Origin of the sequence: Escherichia sp. 10290, assembly GCF_030295155.1 — a bacterium.
GTDB classification, from domain to species: domain Bacteria; phylum Pseudomonadota; class Gammaproteobacteria; order Enterobacterales; family Enterobacteriaceae; genus Escherichia; species Escherichia coli_F.
The window spans coordinates 1,496,970-1,514,835 of record NZ_AP025741.1 but is presented as its reverse complement, the minus strand read 5'-3'; the positions used below and the strand labels follow the sequence as shown (position 1 = coordinate 1,514,835).

General features: G+C 50.0%; 31 protein-coding genes and 2 tRNA genes. 5 read left to right on the top strand and 28 right to left on the bottom strand.

Going from position 1 to position 17,866, the window contains the following annotated elements; all coding sequences use genetic code 11:
• Positions 1-84: 84 nt before the first annotated feature.
• The 28 genes from QUE74_RS07575 to QUE74_RS07440 all read right to left on the bottom strand — a co-directional run bounded on the left by QUE74_RS07575 (position 85) and on the right by QUE74_RS07440 (position 16,001).
• On the bottom strand, positions 85-552 hold the full coding sequence (locus QUE74_RS07575) for a lysis protein (RefSeq protein WP_045907062.1): 468 nt from the start codon (positions 550-552) through the stop codon (positions 85-87).
• Positions 553-559: 7 nt separating this feature from the next.
• A complete protein-coding gene (locus tag QUE74_RS07570; protein WP_000539792.1) occupies positions 560-706 on the bottom strand; it encodes a hypothetical protein in 147 nt (48 codons plus the stop codon).
• Positions 706-1,275: a phage antirepressor N-terminal domain-containing protein gene (locus QUE74_RS07565; protein ID WP_001056806.1), complete on the bottom strand. Its 570-nt coding sequence runs from the start codon at positions 1,273-1,275 to the stop codon at positions 706-708. Before QUE74_RS07565 ends, QUE74_RS07570 begins: the two co-directional genes overlap by 1 nt.
• A gap of 270 nt (positions 1,276-1,545) precedes the next feature.
• The gene (locus QUE74_RS07560; protein ID WP_000992128.1) at positions 1,546-2,079 is read right to left on the bottom strand and encodes a lysozyme; all 534 of its coding nucleotides are present in this window, start codon (positions 2,077-2,079) and stop codon (positions 1,546-1,548) included.
• A 50-nt stretch (positions 2,080-2,129) separates the two neighbouring features.
• The gene (locus tag QUE74_RS07555) at positions 2,130-2,474 is read right to left on the bottom strand and encodes a YdfR family protein (RefSeq protein ID WP_047089938.1); all 345 of its coding nucleotides are present in this window, start codon (positions 2,472-2,474) and stop codon (positions 2,130-2,132) included.
• Positions 2,475-2,478: 4 nt separating this feature from the next.
• Positions 2,479-2,685, bottom strand: coding sequence for a class II holin family protein (locus QUE74_RS07550; protein WP_000411809.1), 207 nt, complete (start codon positions 2,683-2,685; stop codon positions 2,479-2,481).
• Positions 2,686-2,984: 299 nt separating this feature from the next.
• Positions 2,985-4,835 (bottom strand): SASA family carbohydrate esterase, encoded by a 1,851-nt coding sequence (locus QUE74_RS07545; RefSeq protein ID WP_105268821.1) that lies wholly within the window; start codon positions 4,833-4,835, stop codon positions 2,985-2,987.
• A gap of 475 nt (positions 4,836-5,310) precedes the next feature.
• On the bottom strand, positions 5,311-5,475 hold the full coding sequence (locus QUE74_RS07540) for a DUF3927 family protein (RefSeq protein ID WP_032185423.1): 165 nt from the start codon (positions 5,473-5,475) through the stop codon (positions 5,311-5,313).
• Entirely contained in the window at positions 5,472-5,903 is a 432-nt protein-coding gene (locus tag QUE74_RS07535; protein WP_001380362.1) for a tellurite resistance TerB family protein, read from the bottom strand. Before QUE74_RS07535 ends, QUE74_RS07540 begins: the two co-directional genes overlap by 4 nt.
• Before the next feature lie 189 nt (positions 5,904-6,092).
• On the bottom strand, positions 6,093-6,302 hold the full coding sequence (locus tag QUE74_RS07530) for a hypothetical protein (protein WP_000498121.1): 210 nt from the start codon (positions 6,300-6,302) through the stop codon (positions 6,093-6,095).
• A gap of 52 nt (positions 6,303-6,354) precedes the next feature.
• A complete protein-coding gene (locus QUE74_RS07525) occupies positions 6,355-6,579 on the bottom strand; it encodes a hypothetical protein (protein WP_000735807.1) in 225 nt (74 codons plus the stop codon).
• A gap of 89 nt (positions 6,580-6,668) precedes the next feature.
• Positions 6,669-6,745: transfer RNA gene (locus QUE74_RS07520), tRNA-Arg, on the bottom strand.
• Positions 6,746-6,825: 80 nt separating this feature from the next.
• Positions 6,826-6,901, bottom strand: a tRNA-Ile gene (locus QUE74_RS07515).
• 40 nt (positions 6,902-6,941) lie between these two features.
• Positions 6,942-8,000 (bottom strand): DNA-methyltransferase, encoded by a 1,059-nt coding sequence (locus tag QUE74_RS07510; RefSeq protein WP_044789899.1) that lies wholly within the window; start codon positions 7,998-8,000, stop codon positions 6,942-6,944.
• Positions 8,001-8,151: 151 nt separating this feature from the next.
• Positions 8,152-8,349 (bottom strand): hypothetical protein, encoded by a 198-nt coding sequence (locus QUE74_RS07505; protein ID WP_000917768.1) that lies wholly within the window; start codon positions 8,347-8,349, stop codon positions 8,152-8,154.
• 211 nt (positions 8,350-8,560) lie between these two features.
• Entirely contained in the window at positions 8,561-9,250 is a 690-nt protein-coding gene (locus QUE74_RS07500; RefSeq protein WP_024243668.1) for a bacteriophage antitermination protein Q, read from the bottom strand.
• Positions 9,243-9,605, bottom strand: a complete 363-nt coding sequence (locus QUE74_RS07495) for a RusA family crossover junction endodeoxyribonuclease (RefSeq protein WP_032331587.1) — start codon at positions 9,603-9,605, stop codon at positions 9,243-9,245. The genes QUE74_RS07500 and QUE74_RS07495 overlap by 8 nt, the downstream gene beginning before the upstream one ends.
• 13 nt (positions 9,606-9,618) lie before the next feature.
• On the bottom strand, positions 9,619-10,668 hold the full coding sequence (locus QUE74_RS07490; RefSeq protein WP_001265175.1) for a DUF968 domain-containing protein: 1,050 nt from the start codon (positions 10,666-10,668) through the stop codon (positions 9,619-9,621).
• A gap of 1 nt (position 10,669) precedes the next feature.
• Positions 10,670-10,948 carry a hypothetical protein gene (locus tag QUE74_RS07485; protein ID WP_001341388.1) on the bottom strand — a complete coding sequence of 93 codons (279 nt, stop codon included), beginning with the start codon at positions 10,946-10,948 and terminating at the stop codon, positions 10,670-10,672.
• Positions 10,949-11,115: 167 nt separating this feature from the next.
• The gene (gene hokD / locus QUE74_RS07480; RefSeq protein WP_001303917.1) at positions 11,116-11,271 is read right to left on the bottom strand and encodes a type I toxin-antitoxin system toxin HokD; all 156 of its coding nucleotides are present in this window, start codon (positions 11,269-11,271) and stop codon (positions 11,116-11,118) included.
• 245 nt (positions 11,272-11,516) lie between these two features.
• Positions 11,517-11,621: a hypothetical protein gene (locus tag QUE74_RS07475; protein ID WP_001278450.1), complete on the bottom strand. Its 105-nt coding sequence runs from the start codon at positions 11,619-11,621 to the stop codon at positions 11,517-11,519.
• A gap of 115 nt (positions 11,622-11,736) precedes the next feature.
• Positions 11,737-12,321 (bottom strand): DUF551 domain-containing protein, encoded by a 585-nt coding sequence (locus QUE74_RS07470; RefSeq protein WP_000627694.1) that lies wholly within the window; start codon positions 12,319-12,321, stop codon positions 11,737-11,739.
• A 56-nt stretch (positions 12,322-12,377) separates the two neighbouring features.
• Entirely contained in the window at positions 12,378-12,773 is a 396-nt protein-coding gene (locus QUE74_RS07465) for a DUF977 family protein (RefSeq protein ID WP_001118159.1), read from the bottom strand.
• 15 nt (positions 12,774-12,788) lie between these two features.
• Entirely contained in the window at positions 12,789-13,559 is a 771-nt protein-coding gene (locus tag QUE74_RS07460) for a DUF1627 domain-containing protein (protein WP_105268832.1), read from the bottom strand.
• A 21-nt stretch (positions 13,560-13,580) separates the two neighbouring features.
• Positions 13,581-14,327 (bottom strand): ATP-binding protein, encoded by a 747-nt coding sequence (locus tag QUE74_RS07455; RefSeq protein WP_001409081.1) that lies wholly within the window; start codon positions 14,325-14,327, stop codon positions 13,581-13,583.
• A 6-nt stretch (positions 14,328-14,333) separates the two neighbouring features.
• Positions 14,334-15,299, bottom strand: a complete 966-nt coding sequence (locus QUE74_RS07450) for a phage replication protein O (protein WP_001422090.1) — start codon at positions 15,297-15,299, stop codon at positions 14,334-14,336.
• A gap of 20 nt (positions 15,300-15,319) precedes the next feature.
• A complete protein-coding gene (locus QUE74_RS07445) occupies positions 15,320-15,745 on the bottom strand; it encodes a toxin YdaT family protein (protein ID WP_032207470.1) in 426 nt (141 codons plus the stop codon).
• Complete coding sequence (locus tag QUE74_RS07440; protein WP_000887447.1) at positions 15,729-16,001, bottom strand: transcriptional regulator; 273 nt, start codon at positions 15,999-16,001, stop codon at positions 15,729-15,731. Before QUE74_RS07440 ends, QUE74_RS07445 begins: the two co-directional genes overlap by 17 nt.
• Before the next feature lie 109 nt (positions 16,002-16,110).
• Here QUE74_RS07440 and QUE74_RS07435 point away from each other — a divergent pair, with 109 nt between their 5' ends.
• The 5 genes from QUE74_RS07435 to QUE74_RS07415 all read left to right on the top strand — a co-directional run bounded on the left by QUE74_RS07435 (position 16,111) and on the right by QUE74_RS07415 (position 17,829).
• The gene (locus QUE74_RS07435; protein WP_001329851.1) at positions 16,111-16,512 is read left to right on the top strand and encodes a helix-turn-helix domain-containing protein; all 402 of its coding nucleotides are present in this window, start codon (positions 16,111-16,113) and stop codon (positions 16,510-16,512) included.
• A 27-nt stretch (positions 16,513-16,539) separates the two neighbouring features.
• Positions 16,540-16,731 carry a type II toxin-antitoxin system RelB family antitoxin gene (gene relB, locus QUE74_RS07430; protein ID WP_000100899.1) on the top strand — a complete coding sequence of 64 codons (192 nt, stop codon included), beginning with the start codon at positions 16,540-16,542 and terminating at the stop codon, positions 16,729-16,731.
• Positions 16,731-17,018: a type II toxin-antitoxin system RelE/ParE family toxin gene (locus tag QUE74_RS07425; RefSeq protein WP_000936798.1), complete on the top strand. Its 288-nt coding sequence runs from the start codon at positions 16,731-16,733 to the stop codon at positions 17,016-17,018. Before relB ends, QUE74_RS07425 begins: the two co-directional genes overlap by 1 nt.
• A gap of 272 nt (positions 17,019-17,290) precedes the next feature.
• The gene (locus QUE74_RS07420) at positions 17,291-17,443 is read left to right on the top strand and encodes a DUF1391 family protein (protein ID WP_032190801.1); all 153 of its coding nucleotides are present in this window, start codon (positions 17,291-17,293) and stop codon (positions 17,441-17,443) included.
• A gap of 11 nt (positions 17,444-17,454) precedes the next feature.
• On the top strand, positions 17,455-17,829 hold the full coding sequence (locus QUE74_RS07415) for a hypothetical protein (protein WP_032180882.1): 375 nt from the start codon (positions 17,455-17,457) through the stop codon (positions 17,827-17,829).
• The last annotated feature ends 37 nt before the right edge of the window (positions 17,830-17,866 follow it).

The following is a 17,866-nucleotide window of genomic DNA, read 5'->3' as shown; positions in this document are numbered from 1 at the left end:
ACACTCGCGCAGAGGAGTCTCCCTGTCGGGCTGCGGTCTCTGTTAATGAGGGAATACAGCGACGATACGGCGCATCAGCAAAACTTAGTTCAGGCACTGAGTGCGGATATAGTCCTGTGCCCCTTCCAGTTGCTTCTGCATCGTCATCAGCCGCTCTCTGAGGGTGAAATAATCCCGTGTAACGGTGTCTGCCAGTTGGGGGCCGGTTGCATTATCCACGCGGGCGGTGCCGGTGGCTTCACGCACGGTACCGGGACAGTTGGCGTTGATGCGCAGGCGCTTACGACCAGCGGCAACATCAGCGCGCAGAGTTTCATTTTCAGCTCTCGCATCGGCTAATTCCCTCGAGTATCTGGCATCAAGTGCAGCAACATCACGCTGGCGCTGCTGCATATCAGTAATGGTTGCATTCGCCTGTTCCAGCTCTCTGGCTTTTTTATCGCGCTGCGCTTTGTAGGTGAGCGCGTTGTCACGGTAATGGTTTGTTGCCAGCCACAGCGCACCACAGCCAACCGCCAGGACAATAATCACCACACACAGAACACGGTTCATCTCTCTTTCACCCCACCAGTCCCGATAACGTCAGGACTCGCCAGGCGGTGGAAAAGAAAATGGCAACCAGCATGACTAAAAATGAAATGCCGACAAGTACACAGAGGCTCTTCACCAGCGTTATGAGTTTATCTGATATCATTAGCCACCCCATCAATCCGCCTTTGTTATTTTCCCTTTGCCTGTATCAGCCAGGACAAAATCAATCAGCATATTCGCTTCATTTACCAGCGTACGGATTTTTGATACATGCGCGGCTTTAACCTGTTTCCACTCATTCAGCCCGGTAGCAAACACACTGGCAATATTTTTATCCCGTTTCATGTCAGCACAAGCCTGGTTGAGTTCTTCCATCACGCTCATTTTACGGGGATTAACGACAAAACCCTTCGTCCAGTACTCGTAAAGAACATCGTCGCACTCTTCCTGATACCGGATGACCTTATCGCGGATTTCGGGTTTTACTTTGTTGGGATTAATGGTTTGTAGCCAGCCGGCAAGTTTTCGAAGTGGCATGGACACCATATTGCGTTGTTTCCCATCCTCAGCAACCATAACGATTTCCGTTATAGTTGACGCAAAACGCTGTCTTAACTTAGCCAACTGTGATTGCCAGGCCAGCCCCATCCCCGCAACGACAGGTTTCATGGGAACGTATGGTTCGCCATTATGGTTAACTACATAAAGAGAGTTGCCGTGAAACGGCACGGCCATCATATTCATCGGTTATTTCCTTTTAGTGATGAACCTTGTCTCACAGGAATCCAGTCCACAGAAAGGCACCGACAGCCAAACCGGTATCCTCAAGGGTCATCCTGAAAGGTTCTGTGTTGTGAGATGCGCGTGAGATGCGCAGAAATGACAAAGGCATCATTACGGTGCCTGAGTGTTAAACAACTGTTTTGACTTTATTCACTTACATTTTGCAAATTTGCAGGATTTCGTGTTATCCGTCCATGTAAGCAAACCTCATTTTTCAGCAAAATATTCTTCTTATCTGTCGATTCCCCAGCACGCCAGCGCGCTCTCCTGGTCACGACGGGATACCTGACCGTAACAGTTGTTTGAACGAATACGGCAGTCTCTGCCACCGTCCTTAATCCACCAGCGAATCGCTTCGCAGGCACCTTTTCGATCACCTGCATTAATTCGTCTGTAAAACGTCGACGGGAAACACTTACCGGGACCAATGTTGTACGGACAGAATGACGCGATCCCCGCTTTCTGGGGTTCGGTCAGCGGCACTTTGATGTTTTTCTCCACCCATGCCAGCGCCTTATCACGCTCAATGGCGTTAACCCGGTCGCATTTTTCCTTCGACAACTTCATGCCCGGAACGACAGGTTTACCATCCACCAGGATGGCACCTCGGCAGATGGTCCAGATACCCGCACCATCACGGTATGCCGTGGTGTGGTTACCTTCCTTTTCATCCAGAAACTGGTCGAGGATTTCAGGCGCAGACGCCCCTGCACCAATCAGCGCCAGAACGGCAGCCGACAGGCCGTATCTGATTTTTGCGTTCATGGATATTTATCAGGATTTATCGATTTCAAATCCCTGGATATGTTAAGTCTTCAGGCCAGCGGTGGAGTCTTCAGAGAACCAGTAATTATTCCCGGTAGTTTTCCTCTGTAGGTTATCAACACATCCTGCGCCTCTAAAATGATGGGCCGCTTTTCCGGCAACGGACCATCCCCTTCACATAACCCGGCAGCAACATCCATGAAAAACTGCTTCGCCTGCTTTTTCGCCTCAGCTTCGTAAAACTCCAGCGTGGCTCCTTCAGTACGGTCAAGACTAATCGCCACATCTGGCAACAACAGTGACGGATACCCACCAATTTCCAGTGCCACACTAACAGTAATCTTATCCGGGTAATTATTTATCCCTTTAACAACCAGTTCGTATTTTTTCTTCATCGCTTTACTCTCCCCGCGCCGCCTTACGACGGTCCTCTCTGATTTTGAAATACAGGTTAGTAAGATACGTCAACAGGCCAAACAGCAGACTCCCCAGCACACCTATCGCCACCCACTGGGACGGAGAGACTTTGTCCAGCAGCTGCAGTAACCAGTATCCCGTCCCCACCGCTGACGTGGTGTATGACACACCTGTTGTGATTTTTTCCATCTGATGTATGTCTCCGTCACCGCCGACAGAAAATGAAAGTAAAGAAAAACAAAAAAGCCGCCAGTGTCACCCACTGGCGGCCAACGCCGGGAGCCGTGATTATGGCATTCAGGCTCTGCTAAAAATGCCAGATAACATTCCGGCCTCCCCTGATTCAGGTTATAAATGACACAATATCTTGACAACATCCGTCACTATCTGTCAGAAAATGTACCGTCCAGTCTGAAAATGATGTGAAACACAACTATCCTTCTTAGCCAGTACTTCTCCGACGAAAGTCAGTACTGGCTGTTTTTTTATTATGCTGCCAGTGTATTTATCTCCAGCACCAGACTTTCTATCTCAACGCCGTACGTGGCACCTTTTGTGATGTCAGTTAACGTCAGCGCATTCAGCCCCACTTTCAGACTGTCTTTTATAACCTGGAATGCCGGGCCAGCCACTCCATTCAGTTTCGGAGTAACCGTGGCACTGCCGGCGGTGAACACCAGCTCCAGCGTCTGCCAGTCGTTACCGTAATCGCCGAACTCCCCCAGCTTCGTGTTTCCGGCTTTCCTGTGATGCATCAGATTCACTCTGCCGTCAGTGGTCTGAGTGAAGTACGACATCAGGAACGGATTACCGGTACCCGTCATCGCCACACCATCAGGAACGGGAGCATCCGTATACAGATAAATCCCCAGCCCGAACTGATTGTTGGTCAGTGCGCCTGACAGGCGGAACTTACAGGTCAGTCTGCCGCCCTGTGTCAGCAGGGTAATTGCGTCATCCACCGGATGCGTCAGGGACCAGGTTTTATTGCTCTGCTTGGTGATCTTAAATACACCATCTGACAACTGAATTCCGCCATCCTTAATGCTCCAGCCCTGCGCAGCAGCCTCTCCGGCTGCCGGCAGCAGGGAGATTGTGCGAACGGACGTATCTGCAGACGGACCCGATGGCGTGTTGCCGCCGGGCGAGGGTTTGATTTCCGGTGCCTTACCACTGATGAAGGCTGAGGTGCGCCCGGCTGCGTTCAGAATAGCGGTTGCCAGACGATCCGGAATAATGCTCCTGCGCGCCCATGAACTGAAATGTGTCGGGCGGTTTGATGATACCTGGTTTCCATTCGTTCTCGATGCCGCACCGTAATATCCTGATGCCGGAATATCCGGATCTTCTGCCGGCGCGTTAGTGGCGGTATTGACGCCGTTACCGTCTGTCATGAAGGGCACAAAATAAACGCCCTCACTCTCCCTGTTTTTATACCCGCCGTACACGGTGTCGTACTGGGTAGCGTATGTATTTTTCCAGTAATACGTCGTGTCACCACAAATCCACGGCACATCTGCAGCACTGCCACCATGGCACTGCGCGTTAAACACGGAGAGGTCAGCACGAAACTGTGTCAGCATGGCTGTAAACAGCGCAGGTTGCTGTGCGTGGGTGGCGGCGCTCATGTCAAACTCTCCCTGCATCCAGCACACCGCCAGCAACACATTTTTCGGGTTCTTCTGTAATGCAGCTTTGGTGCGCGCAATCAGGTCCTGATATAACGGTTTACCCACACCCCAGCGCGCCGAATCCTGGCTGGCCCCCGTGTCCGCACTGAATGTCCCCTCCGCGCCCTGGGTAAATGCCGAACCACCACGACAGCATGGTACCAGCAGGATCCCCGCGTTATTCGGGATATACGGGAGCAGTTTTTTGGCAATATGTAACCCCTGGCCGACACAGCCGTACTGCCCTTTGCTCAGGTCTGCCTTCGGATGATTCAGCGTACTCATATCCTGCACATCATGCAGGCAGTGGTCGGCCGGAATAATATCGTTATATCTGCAGGCAGCCCCACCCGGCGTCACTGTACTGCGGCGCGCCAGCTGTTTAATGCGCGGATCCGGAGCATCGTATGAATCCGGCAGCGGAAGCCCTTCACCGTAAGCCATGGCATTGGACTGCCCGGCCAGTACGATGACGTAGTACCACTCCGGCTCAGTTGCACCACTGACCACCACATCACCTTCTGCTGTAATCGCCTGCATCAGGGTATAAGGGGTTATGGCCACCGGACTACCAAACGGCTGCCAGCCCTCTTTCAGTTTGTGTGTCAGCTTTTCCGCAAGGTCTGACGGCGACGCCGCCCTGACAACATCATAATGTTTAAATGTCATTATTCCTCCCGGCCGGGATAGTGTATTAAATCAGATATGGAGTGGGCTGTAGTCCGGAAGCCTGAATGACACACGGGGACTACAGCCCAAGAAATGAAAAAAGGCCACGCAGTTGCGCAGCCTGATAAACCCTGGTTAAAATCCACACGATAACAACACAACAATATCAGTATCTCATGCTATTGCCCGAACCCATTCGGGCATTTTTTACCCATAAAAATGCCCCTCCGGAGAGGGGCATGTTTGCATGCACATTCTTTTTCTTGCATGGTGCCGGGTGCCTCCCGGTGAGTTCAGTATCAGCACCTGAACCCGCACAGAAAGGATAGAGTAGAAACACCTGCGCTGATATGCCCCTCCGCTCAGGGGGATTCACCATGCCAGTTTCTTTTAACAAACTCCCCGCAAACCAGACAACTGTCAACCGTCTGAATTGTGAGACATTTAAAATTTTCAGGGCATGACTGATACCCGGCTAACTACCTGACATCTCCTTTTTCACCAAAGGAAAAAGCACCACCACAATACCGACCACCAGCACTCCATCCGCCAGCACCGACATGATCCTGCTGGTGAAGTCCACCATCACCACCAGAAACAGCAGGAGTGCCACAGCGGCCAGACGCAGTTTTACCGTCACAGGTGGTTCTCCAGTCGCAGGCCAAGAACACCGGCGATCTCTTCCAGAACCTTACGCTCTTCCGGCTCAATTTCACCATCTGCTTCAGCAATGGCCACCGCCACATCCAGCACATCTTCCGCTTCACGCGTATCGTGTTTCACATCTTCAATTTCACGCAACGCCGCTCGACGACCAATTTTAAAGTTGGTGTCAAGCTGACCTGTGATCGTGGCACTGATAGCATTAATTTCTGACGTAAACGCGGACAACGCTGGCTGGTTACGCAAGACCTGCTCGATCTTCGCTTTCTCTGAAGCCTCACATTCACCATCTGCATAGGCCACCAGATAGGCAGCATTAATAACCGCCTGTGCCAGATCACGTTTCTCAAACTTTTTAATTTCCGCTGCTGCTCTGCGGGTTTTCTTTTTGAAAATACCAAACATCGTGACGTTCCTTTGGGTGGGTGAGCCAACGCCCGGGAGCGATCTGCCCACAGAGAAAGTCACACTGACCACTCCGTAAGCTCACCCCCGAAAGGCTCTGTGGTTGATATGTGCCGGGCGTGGCGCGGATACAAAAAAGGCCGCCAATAGCGACCTCAGTTACGGGATTATTCTGGGGTTAAACGACTGTTACTCCCCCCAGACAAAATCATCACTTCCTGTTCGATGCGAGCCATAGTGAACCTCGTACTTATCTCCCATCTTTCTTGCTTCCGTTTCTGCGTCTTCCTCTGTCGCAAAAACCCCAACAAGATGCCAGGGCGAGCTTCTTACCACAGCCCAACCTTTAACCCATCCTTTGTTGTCCTTATCTTCCATTAACACTTCAGAAACAAACATATTTATCTCCTTGTGGGTACCCAGAGATATTTTATGATTGCTCCCGGTCAGATCAATAAAGTGGCTTCAATTTTGCCTTAATGATCAAATCAGGGTGATTGACGGAATCGTACACCACCTCAATATTTTCATCCGTGGCGTCGATAAGATATTCTTTTACATAAGGACCTGTTGATTTTCCATGAAATACATCTTCAACAAGTACACTCTCCCCCTGAACAACACGAAAACTAACTTCTGTTTCGAACGGACCAATCGTCACCATCAGTTTTTTCACATAGCCTCCTGATAAGCACTCGATTTATTAGTTAATGGTGTAACGCAGATACAAAAAAGGCCCGCAAAAGCGAGCCAGGTAAATAAATATGGCGCGTTGTACTGGATTCGAACCAGTGACCGATTGCTTAGAAGGCAATTGCTCTGTCCGGCTGAGCTAACAACGCATAATGCTGATAATGGACCGCCACCGGGGACTCCGAATCTCGCACAGGGTGACGTTCTTTCCTGATGAGCTAGTGGCGGTTGGTGGCCCTTGCTGGATTTGAACCAGCGACCTGGCGATTATGAGTCGCTCGCTCTCACCACTGAGCTAAAGGGCCGATAACATAATGATAACGTTACAGAATAAATTCAGCAATATCACTCTCTCTTTCTGATTAAATTCTGTACATCCCTTGCGGTCTGCTCAAAACGTTCAGCCTCCAGCTCGACACCAATTGCACGACGCCCCAGCGCCATCGCTGCTTTGACTGTCGAACCGGACCCCATGAAGAAATCTGCAACCAGGTCACCCGGACGACTGCTGGCGGTAATCATTTGCCGCAACATATCTGCCGGTTTTTCACAGGGATGTTTGCCCGGATAATACTGCACAGGCTTGTGCGTCCAGACATCCGTATAAGGAACGGCTGCCGATACGGAAAAATAACGCCGCAGTGATTTGTACTCTTCCAGCAGGCTGGCATACTGCCGGTTCAGCTCACTGTATGTGCTGACCAGTTGGTGATGTGGCTTTTCCAGTTCACCCCGCTGATGTTTCTCTTCTGCCACCCGGGCAAACAGCACCTGAAGTTTTCTGTAATCATCCTCGTTCGGTAACTGCCACTGGCTGGCACTGAACCAGTGCGACACCATGTTTTTCTTTCCTGTGGCATCCACAATCTGTTTTGCCGTTATCCCCAGGGTAGCGCGCGCATCACGAAAGTAAGCAATCAGCGGGGCCATCACATGCTGTTTCAGTGCCCTGCCCTTCGCCTCATACCCGGCATCTTTCGGACGATACGGCCCCTGATAATGTTCCGCGAACAGAATGCGCTCTGTTGCCGGAAAATACGCCCGCAGGCTTTCCTTGTTGCACCCGTTCCAGCGTCCGGACGGCTTCGCCCAGATAATATGGTTCAGCACACTGAAGCGTTCACGCATCATGATTTCGATATCAGATGCCAGGCGATGGCCACAGAACAGGTAAAGACTTCCGGCAGGTTTCAGCACCCGCCAGAACTGCGCAAGACACTGGTCCAGCCACTTCAGGTAATCATCGTCGCCCTTCCACTGGTTATCCCAGCCCTCAGGCTTCACTTTAAAGTACGGCGGGTCCGTGACTATCAGGTCAACAGAATTTTCGGGTAACGACCGGATAAATTCCAGGCAGTCGGCGTTGATTAACTCACAACTGGATATTTTTACAGTATTAAGCATGGATCATTAAGCCTGTCTCTGATAGGCTCATTCTGCTTTTGCGCAAAGCAGATGGGCCTGAGGTTTGCTTGTGATCCGGACGCATGAGCAGATGGCTGGTGAGTGCCCCTAACACCCACCAGCCGCCCATTTACCACAAATAAAAAAGCCTTCAGGACTGAAGGCGTCTGTAACAACCGAACTGATAGTCTGCCAGCCCCGCCATAACAAGCTGGGTCAGTATTAACTGGCAGCGTTCACGTGAAAGATAAGTATTCTGCGCAATCTCCCCGACTGTCGCCGGTTCAGTGACGCTTAATTCATTAAACACCACTCTGGCGGTTTCGGTCATATCCTGCTGTTTCAGCATGTCTTTTTCCCTTTTCCGGTTAACGTGACACACCAATAACTCTTGTCAAAAAAGCCAGCAAGCTGAAAGACCGGTATTCACCACCACCAGCGCGTTTACTGTACTGACGAGATTTTCGGACATAAAAAAACCACCTAGCGGTGGTTTTTTCTTACTTTGCCATCGCGTACAAAATCGGCAAAATATCAGATTTATACGAAACATACGCGATTTAATTGACTTTTGCAATATCTCGTCGTGAAAAGGTCGCTTTTTGTTGCGCTCTTATTTTCACGGAGCAAATCAAGGATTCTCTATCGAGGCGCTTAAAAATATCGCACATCTCACGCCAGTAGTTCGCATAATTATGGCTCCAGTTATCAGGCTTAACTCCACACAGTCTGGCAAGCTCCTGTCTCTGGTAGACCTCACACCCGGTAACCCATCCTCTGACATCCTGTGCCGCCAGCCAGATCAACTTCTTCACACGCTCCAGCGTTTTCACTGCAATTTTTCTGGAGCCGGACTGAGTTTTAAATTCACTCCACACCCACTGCGTTATCGCGATCTGATGCTCCCAGCAAATGTTTCCGCCATAACACCACAACAACCACGCCTTCTGATGTTCTTCCAGTTCCAGAAGGGCACGCCGCCACGATGATGTTGCAAACTCAACAGGACTGACCAGCGCAATTGATGAGCCTTTCGCCAGTGATTGTTTACCCTGGATCGGGGGATTATCCCGCGTGATCATTTTTCCAGTTACCTCATCGCGGTAACGAATTTTTTTGCGTCTGTAACGCCCTGTATCGAACAGGGCATTTTCCTGCCAGGCTTCCAGCTGGCCTTTTGTCGACCCACTGAGATCTGCAGTGGCAATCATGAGTTGCTCACGAACAAACTGTAAATACTGGTTATTCATGCACACCCACCTCTGTAATTCTTATTTCCAGCCGTCCACCAGATACTGGCTGACCACGTACAATATTGATTTCATCAAACTGTTCATCGTCCATTAACAACCCCGCGTGCGTCAGCGCATCCAGCGGTGCTTTCAGAATATTGTCCAGGTCACGGCGGCGCTTATCCGGTGGCTCTGCAATAATTTTTATTGCCAGCCGTCCGGACAGGCTTAATTTCAACTGCTGCTGGCGAACAATAAACGCCACTGCCCGGCGATAACGCTCCCCGGCTTTTGATACAAAATATGTGCTGCCACGACGTCGCCAGTAAGTATTCACCGTCGGCGGGTAAGGCAAAACAAACTCTATACACATCAATACCCCCCTTTTACCCAAGCACACCGGTTGCAAAGGCGTGATCAAGAAAACGAAAAATTAAATCAACCTGAGAACCATGCTTTTCTTCGAACGCCAGCGGATCCGCATGAAGCTCGTTATGATGCTCCCGACACAGCGGTAGCGTGAAAATATCGTGAGATTTTGTCCCCATTCCGCCCTGACCATGACCAATCAGGTGATGGGGATCGTCGGCTGGCTTACCACAACACGCACACGGCTGTGTCTTCACCCAGCGAGTGTATTTCTCGTTAACCCAGCGGCGACGTTTAGGTCGTTTCATGAAAGATTCCGGAGACTCAGGATCAACGGCAATGCTGACCACCGTCTTTTCCTGTGGTGGGTTCTGTTGCTGGTGGGCGTGAGGCAGCGGCGCAAGATTTTTTGTGCGCTGTTTCAGTATGCTGGTGGCGGTCTGCTCTCCCGGTACGATGTCGCTTTCACGGTACATGGAGCGGATTTTTTCCGCACGCAACCCCAGCGAACGACGTAATACCGCTTCCGGTAGCGCGTCCGCCACCTGATTGCGGACCGCCCACCAGGATAATTCAGCCAGAGATAATTCACGCTCCTGCGTACCGCTTATTGCGTGACCGATGACGTCAATCATCCATGCTGACAGGTTTTGATGAGCAAGTTGCTCGAGTGATTCGGATGTCTGGTCACGCAGCTGGTTGTCGCAGTGCCAGCACAACACCATTGCGCCGGTACCGTAACGGTGAATGACGGTTTCGCTGTGATGATAATCACCGTGTAGCCACTGGCAGGATTTCACGTGACGTAATAACCAGTCAGACAGTGCACCAGCGCCACCCGCAGCACGGCTCACCCGCTCATCGCTGAAAAATGGCAGTAGTGATTTATCTTCCGCCAGCGGCTGGTGAACGGCAGGTACAACCCCGGACGGCAGAGCTCGCATGCTTTTTGGTTCCGGCTCCACCAGTATTCTGCCGTTATGGAATGCTGACATTGATTCACGGCCTGGCTTAACGATAACCAGACCGAGTTCCGGTACCAGAACAGGTCGAAGTAATACCCGCACATTACCTCCAGATCCGTTGCTGGAATGTGCGGGACGGACGCGGTGGCCGTTCGGAGTAAGGGAGCCTGACGGAGATTATCCAGTGACGGTAGTCGAGGCTAAGGGCTTTTTTAACCTCGCATCCGCGCCTGCGGTAACACTGAATGAGCCATTCGGCCTGTTCTTCAGTGCATGGGGGATGCTGGTACCAGTCAGATTTGAATGCGTGAAAACACCGTCCGCGCCTGCTGGCAAAGACGGCAGAATCATCAGAATTGTATAATTTGGTATCGTGCGCCATCGGTTGTCTCTGCTGGCGCAGCAGGTGCCAGTTGTTCAGGCTGGCGTGCGAATTGTAAACCAGAATGCCAGGAAAAAACAAAACCCGCCGAAGCGGGTTAAGTGCGGGTGCGTTGAGGATGCCTGATTCATCAGAGGTGGCGAGGGATTTCTCCCTCGCCAGGTCTCTTACTCCTCAGGTTCGTAAGCTGTGAAGACAGCGACCTCCGTCTGGCCGGTTCGGATTCGTACCTCGCAGAGGTCTTTCCTCGTTACCAGTGCCGTCACTATGACGGTGATACAGATGACGATCAGGGCGATTAACATCGCCTTTTGCTGCTTCATAGCCTGCTTCTCCTTGCCTTTCGGCGCGTAAGAGGCTAACCTACATATGTCTAGCATGAAATTGGCCTCAGATTAATGTTAGGCGTCTTGCAGGACGCGTAATGTTAACTGGGGCTTTTCTCTGTCTGCCTTACGGTGGCATGCCCGAGGCAGACAGCCTCAAGCACCCGCAGCAATTCTACTTAACTCTCGCTTTACCGCAAACCGTTTTTACCCGATATGGGAATTCCCATATCGTAATGAATTCAGTTCCCTAGTCGATCCATCAAAAACACAACCAGGCAGTAAACGCCCACAACAGCAATAACAGCCAGAGCACCTTCCATTGCCAGTGAAATATCATCCGACATATTCCCTCCTTTGGTGTGAATCCCGGCGAACGTTTTTACCCCCACCGACAAATAACATATACTAAAAAATCAATAGCTATAGCAACGCCTGTAATTGCAAAGGCTTCAGGCCAGATCATTGGCGCACCTCCTGCGGCGGTTCTGGTAGCGGCATCCAGTCGGTTACATTGCGGCTCTGTGTTTCGAAAAATTCATCACCATTACGGACTACATCAAAAAACTCACCGTCTCGATATTGCGCATAAAGAACGAATGCGCCATCACATAAAATAATTACGTGCTGACCATCATCCGGCATTCGCTCACTACAGCTTATCCAACCATCCGGAGTTACCGGATAGTTGGTTGACGTTTCCGAGATTTCCCGAAAATTATTGGTTGACGAACCCTTATTTTCCCGAAAGTTTCCAGCCTGAAGCATGGCGGCGCTGTCTGGCGGGGCAGCATATAGCGGCACGTATATTTCCGGTTCCTTATCAGCACCGGGTTGCTCTTCCAGTGAGAATGTCTTTCCGGTAAATCGATTCATATAAAGCACGGGCTCTGCTTCCAGCGAAGCCTGAGCAACAAGGGCCAGTGCTAAATCCAACTCAATTGCCTCGAGAGAATTTTTGAATACTGTCTGTTTTACTGCAAATTTCATCGCCTTTACATTTTCACTAACATGACTGATTAACTGCTCTTTTGTAAAAGTGATCATCTCATTCTCCTTTGATGCGAATGCCAGCGACAATTGAAGCCTGATAGCTAATTCACTCACAGTACCGCCTCCTGAAAATTGCCCTGATAGAACGCCAGTACACGCAGCATAACTTCACTCTTCCGGCACTCGCCACAGATTATGTTCTGTTGTCTGTCGTAGCGGCGTATTTCTCCGTCTGGTAACTTTCGAATCAATGTCTGGTCGGTTGCTTTCTCCGCTGCCTTACGCCATACGCGATACACCTGTTCTGATGTAAAAACACCGTATTTACCGGGCATGTATAAATCGCCACAAGCCAGTACATCCACAAGGCAACGTCTGACTGAATGCCAGCCTGCTCCCGTCGCTCTCTCCAGTTGTGATATCGTCATGCGTTCATTTTTGCGTACCAGCCCGATAATTCGGGCCTTCAGTTCTTCACGCTGTTCGTGTGTAAAAGGTTTCGCCATAAGCGCCTCCGGCTATCACTTTTCCGATACAACACGGCGGGAAGAATCAGTAATCTGTCGAACAATATCCCGGTGCTTGTTCAGCTCCCGCAGCGCGGCGCAGACTCGCTCCCACTTCTGAACATCACTTTTCGCCCTGCGCAGCGCCAGGTTTGCCCTGCGCAGGGACGGAAAAATCAGCTCATCTGCTTGCGTTTCGGTAAACGATAGCAACGGCTGCACAATGTCCGCCACAGTTTCTGTTTTAATTTCTTCCTGTGTTGCGGCTTCCCGGACTGGTAACGCAACACCTGCTGGCTGAGGAAAGGCCTTACCATCATTTTCCGTTACCGATGCTGCTTTCGGCTCTGCTGGTAAATTACCGCCCGGCATGCAGTAACGAAATTTACCGCTCTGATTAACGCGTGCCAGCCGCCCCGTTGCAGTTACCACCGCCAGCGTGGAAGCAACCTTGCGAGTACTGATGCCGAACTTACCCGCCAGTTCCTCACACGTTTTAGCCCCATCCTGACCGATAAACTCAATCATCATGTCTGCGGTAACTTTTTGTTCGACCTCCCCGGTCAGCATATCCTGTGCTTCAGATTTTACTGGCCGCTCTTCGGTTACCAGGGATTCACCTTCGCCAGCCAGAAACCAGGTGTGACCAGTTTTATCAACGACGCCATTTCTTTTGAGTTCCCACAGCTCGTTGAGAACCTCTTCACGACTGATATCAAGTCGCGCGGCCAGTTCTACCGATGTGGCTTTTCCCATTGCTTTCAGTGCGTCAAAAACGGTTTCCATTAAAATTTCCTCCGGACAAAATTACTTCACAACCCTCAGGTGTCTGACATTCGAACGCCAGCTCTCCCAGTTAAAATTCACCCAGCGACCACCGTTCATGACCATGCGGTCCATCACACGCTCGCCAAGAAGCGTACTCATCGCTACGTGGTTCAGGTTCGTCAGCATTCCGACACTACGCATCGAAGCCGTTCTGCGGTCGACTATCTGGTTCAGTGTGACCTGCTCGTTGCGCGTATCCCGCTGCATTCCGATTTCATCCAGGACAAGCAGGTCAACATCACACAACCCCTGTAAAAATTTTTCGCCTGAGTTTTTGTTGTCGTAGCTGTTGTGTAACGCCAGCATCACATCAGCCACCGTTATCACAATCACGCTGCGACCTTTCGCCAGAAGATGATTGCCAATGGCGGCTGCAAGGTGGTTCTTTCCGGTACCCGGCTTACCGCTGAACACAAAATTCGTGCACCCTGTCATCAGTTCGTCAGCGATGGATTTTGCCTGGCTCAGCGCATGTTTTTGCCCGTCGTTCTGCACCTGATAATTCGCAAACGAGCATTTGCTGTGCAGAGGCTGGATGCCCGAACGATTCAGGATTTTTTCCACCCGCAACTGGCGATTCTGGCGGTTGATCTCCTCGCTACGTTTTCGCCCTTCTGCCAGTTGCCACTCGCGCCACTCGTCCACTGTCCGGTACGGCGCGATTACATGCTGCGGGGTCAGCTTACGGATACGCTCAAGAACACCACCTGTCGCGATATTTTTCATGGCCCGTTACCCCCTGAACCCCGGCGGAATTTCGGTATCCGGCTCAGAAATATGATTCACGCAACGCTGTACAGACGAACGCCCCAGGCGGATAACCAGTTCATCCCATTTTTCGCGAAGCTTTGACGGACTCATGATATTTTTTACCCAGAATGGATCCCGCTGCGCCCGACCAAACATTTCACAAATTTGTCTGTGAGTTCTGCCATCCAGCATCCGCATTGTGCGCACGTCGTTGGCCCATGCGGTCCAGTTGGGTTCTTTCGGTCGCGAAATCTCGCCATCATCGCTGGCGGCCTGCTCGTAAAGACTCACGATTCGTCCCCAGATCCACTGCGCACACGCCAAATCTTCCTGGTTGCCCCACTGGCGTTTTTTTGCACTGAACACAACCGCGTCAGGGTGTCGGGTTAAAAAATCCTGTTCAACCGTCTGCGGGTCCGGTTGCGAAGCTTCCGGACGAGAAGTGTTTTTATTCTCTGTAGTAATCTCTGTTGTATTCTCTGTAAGATCATCAGGCCATTTTGACCCGATGACATTGAGTCGTTTTGAACCAATGGAACGTGCCATTTTGGCCCCTTCCATCGTGTCATTCTGACCTGATGGAGCAGCGCATTTTGACCTGATGGATTCGCTCACTTTGCCACCATTTAAAAGCTCGCTCTCGTAATTAATCGTGTAAAAATTAGTCATATCACGCTTTGATTTATTGAGCTTTTCGCAACGCAAAAGCCCCAGCGTTTTCAGACTTGCAAATGCGCGTTTTAACGTTGACTCTGACCAGAACGGGAACTGCTCCAGCCATTGTTCTGTTGTGTTATAAATCCAGCGAACACCATCACATTCCATGCCGGAACCGGTATCTCTCAACCAGTAATGCAACTGCTGCAACACGATGGCTTCGTTCAGACCAATTTTCATCGCCAGCTGCGTGTTTATAACCAGCGGACGTTCAGCAAAAAGGAGCTTCATCCCCCCCCCAGAACACGTTATCAATGCGCCACCACGGCATTTCCCGCCGGACCACCACGATTCATCTGATCGAACAACACGATCGCTGCCGCAACAAACTCATCGATATCTTTCACCAGGCGCTCCCGTCGCTCGACAAGCTCCCGGTGATATTCCGAACTGTGGCTGCGCATTCGGGCCACCAGTGGAGGCGGCATTGCTTTTTCGATCGCCGGTAACAACGCCTGAATTTTTTTAACCGCATCAGGGGTGTCTTTTTCTACCCAGCGGAAAATTTTCTGGGTATTACGAGACAGGGCTTCCGGATGGCTGTCGTCATACAGTTCAGGAAACGTCATACCCAACTCAAAATAAGCCTGGGTTATTCCAGCTACTGGAACTTTTTCGCCATCAGGACGCGCCCAGGCATTCATCGCCATGCGGATGTGTTCATGCTTGATTTTCATGAATCAACTCCGGTGCATTTGATGTGTTAACCTTGAATCCAACAGGTAAACCGTCGGTTGGGTTAGGATAAATATCAGGGCGAATTTCATGCGGGGTAACTTCCCACTTCATTAGCTGACATAACGGAATTACCTGCTTTGGGGGAACGTCAAAGCTAAACCATTGCCAAACTGTCTGTTGAGCGACCCCCATATAACGACCTATTTCAGCTTGAGTGTATTTCTGCCTAATTTTTTCGCGAGTGCTATCTAGCATTTTGCTCTCCTCTAAAAAACTATAAGCAAAGCCTACAATAAAAAACTGTACACAATCAACAGTTTTTTATTGTGATGCTTTTAACAGTATTTACCTGTAAAATTGAATAATGATGAACGCCCTAGAAGTATCTATGTACAGAATCAGCAAGCTTCTTCAGGAAACTGGATGGAGCCAGGCTGAGCTTGCCCGTAGAATTGGTGTGACACAACAAACTGTTCAACAATGGGTCAGCGGTAAGGCTACACCTAAAGCCTCAAGTTTGGATAAACTGGTTGAGGTTACAGGGCATCCATTGCATTGGTTTTTATTGCCTCCTGAAGAGGGGGAGCAAATTTTCACCCCTGACACGATGAAAATTGGTCCTCGTCAACGCGAACTGCTCCAGGCTTTTAGTGCGTTTCCAGAGGAAGACCAAGAAAAAATGCTTCAAGAAATCAAAGACAAGAAAAAATCAATGGAAGAAACCATTGCCCGGTGGTTGGCGGCACAAAAAAGCCGCCGGGCGTGACCACAGTACAAGAAGAGGAGTTATGCCATGAGTACAGCCCTTTCTCCGATAGTTTCAGAATTCGAAACTACCGAACAAGAAAACAGTTACAACGAATGGTTACGCGCTAAAGTGGCGTCAAGCCTTGCTGACCCTCGTCCCTCAATTCCACATGATGAGGTAATGGCTGAAATGGAGAATCTTATTGCTCAAATTGCTGTAACTAACAGGAGCGAGTAATGTTACCCATTTTGTGGCTACCATCTGCTCGCGATGATTTGCGTCAGATCGTAGCCTATATTGCTAAGGAAAATATTCCTGCAGCACGCAGACTAAAAATACGGATTGAAACGTCTGTTTTAGCCCTCTCTGAGCATCCATATCTATATCCGCCAAGTGATCGAGTATCCGGTTTGCGGGAAATTGTGGTTCACCCTAATTATATCGTTTTGTACCGAGTAGCAGCTTCAAGCATTGAAATTGCAAATATTGTGCATGCCCGCCGACAATTTCCCTTCCCTATCTGAACTGAACAATTTTCACACTCCCTCATTCGAGGGAGTTTTTTTGCCCAATACAACAATTAAAAACTGTTGACACAAAACAGTTTTTAATTGTAGATTATTTCCACTACCCCACCACGCCCCACAGAACGCAGGGAAATACTTCGAGTTACCCGGCAGTGGTCAGGGGTTAAGTAGCCAGCCCGAGGCGTAAGAACATGACGGCAGGGTTCAACTTTAACTATGCAGCAGGTTTTTGTTCCGCTACCCCGGCGTTAAGGGGAAATGAGGTCAGCATGGATACTATCGATCTTGGCAACAACGAATCTCTGGTATGTGGTGTGTTCCCCAACCAGGACGGTACGTTCACCGCGATGACGTATACCAGAAGCAAAACGTTTAAAACTGAAGCTGGCGAGCGTCGCTGGTTAACCAGAAACACTGACTGATGAGGTTGACGATGGAATTTAAAGATTTACCAGTACCATTCCAGGAAATGGCATCGAATGTGGTTCGCTCTCAACTGGCGACTCTTGACCTGAGTACTGTAGAAAAAGAAACCATCGATACTATATCCGGTAACGTGCGTCGTGCCTTTATCGGTCTGTGCGAAGAGAAGCAGCTCTCTGATAACCAGGATTTACATGAAAAATACTTCCTGGAATTAATGGACATCATTAATAAAGGATTTGGCTTGTTAATGAAAAAGAAAGGGATTCGAATAGCTCCCCTTGAAAATCATTTTACAGCAAGCAGTATTAATTCCTGTGATTTAAAGCATCACACATCCGATGGGAAAGTTGAATCAAACAACAAAATATCAATTAATCATTAATTTATTCACAGGTGAGGTAGAGTGCGTGCGCCGGACA